The sequence below is a fragment of the Intestinimonas sp. UBA1698 genome (assembly GCF_002320075.1).
Taxonomy (GTDB): domain Bacteria; phylum Bacillota; class Clostridia; order Oscillospirales; family Oscillospiraceae; genus Intestinimonas; species Intestinimonas massiliensis.
Genome location: NZ_DCJO01000002.1, coordinates 41644 through 43024 on the forward strand (window position 1 = coordinate 41644; position 1381 = coordinate 43024).

Here is a 1381-nt window from a genome sequence, read left to right on the forward strand (position 1 = left end):
AGTCCGCGCCCCTGGCATTATTTCAGCGCATTTGCCACCCGGTCCAGGGTGGCGGTGTGGTTCTGATCCAGCAGGTGGGTGTAGATCTTGCCCGTGGTGGCGGGGGTGGAGTGGCCCAGGGCCTTGCCGATGTCGAACAGGGGCGCGCCCTGGGCGGAGGCCACGGTGGCGAAGGTGTGGCGCAGGCCGTGGAGGGTGATTTTGGGCAGGTGGTGGGCCTGAATGAAGCGGGTGAAGGCCAGGGACACAGCGTTGGGGGAGTAGGGGTTACCCTTGGCGTCCACCGCCACCATGCCGGTGTCCGGCCAGGCGTCTCCCAGGGCCAGCTTGCGCTCGGCCTGTCGGGCGCGTTCCCGCCGCAGCAGGCGGTAGAGATCGTCGCTCATGTGGAGGATGCGGTTGGAGGAGCGGTTCTTGGTCTCCTTCTGCACGATCTCCGCCCCGGCGGCGGTGCGGGCCTCCTTGATGTGGAGCTTGCGCAGCTCGAAGTCCACGCTGCTCCACCGCAGGCCGCAGATCTCCTCCCGACGCAGGCCCAGGCTGCCCGCCAGCTTGACGATCAGCTCCAGCCAGTGGCCCTCCACCAGGCCGAACAGCCGCTTGAGCTCCGCCGGGGTGTAGAATCGGGCCTCATGGGGGATGACCCGGGGCGGCTCCACCCGCTCTGTGGGACAGCGGAGAATGATGTCCTGCCGGAGCGCCATGTGCAGGGCGCAGGAGAGCAGATCGTGGTGCCGCCGTACCGTATTGGCCGACAGGCCCTTGTCCCGCATGAGCATGGAGTAGTATTGCTGGAGATGCTGGGGCGTCAGCTTCTGGATGGGGACGGAGCCCAGCGCGTCGGACAGGTGGTTGTCGATGATCTTGCGGTAGCCGTAGATGGTGGTGGCGGCCCGGTTGGGCTGAATGACCTCCTCCATCCAGTATTCCAGCCACTGATCCAAGGTCATGGAGCGGGGGGCCACGGTCTGGTGGGTGTCCTGTTCCGTCTGAAAATCGCGCAGGCCCCGGCGGGCCTGGGCCAGCGTGGGGTAGGTCTTGTACTTCTTCACTCGCTTGCCGGTTTCATCCAGGCCGTAATCCATGCAGACATAGTATTTCTGTCGCATTTCGTCAAAAGATATATTAGTTTCTACTTTTTTTCGAGCCATCGCTTCAAAATCCCTCACTTTTCGACAGAATTGGACTTTTACAGTATCATACGAAATTGTGAAAGACCATAATAATCCCCATTCTGGCGTTATTATGCGCCAAAATGGGGTTTTTATGTAAAAAATATGCTTATTTGGAAGCGATGGCCTCGGCGACCCGAATGCCGTCCACGGCCGCGCTGGTAATCCCGCCCGCGTACCCAGCCCCCTCGCCGCAGGGGTAAAGGCCC

General features: G+C 62.0%; 1 protein-coding gene. It reads right to left on the reverse strand.

Annotated elements, in window-relative coordinates:
• Positions 1–17 precede the first annotated feature (17 nt).
• Positions 18–1151 (reverse strand): tyrosine-type recombinase/integrase, encoded by a 1134-nt coding sequence (locus tag B3H64_RS00780; protein ID WP_044942834.1) that lies wholly within the window; start codon positions 1149–1151, stop codon positions 18–20.
• Positions 1152–1381: the final 230 nt, after the last annotated feature.

Excerpts from the sequence above, each read along its gene's own strand:
- B3H64_RS00780 (WP_044942834.1), bottom strand. The coding sequence starts at position 1,151 with ATGGCTCGAAAAAAAGTAGAAACTAATATATCTTTTGACGAAATGCGA.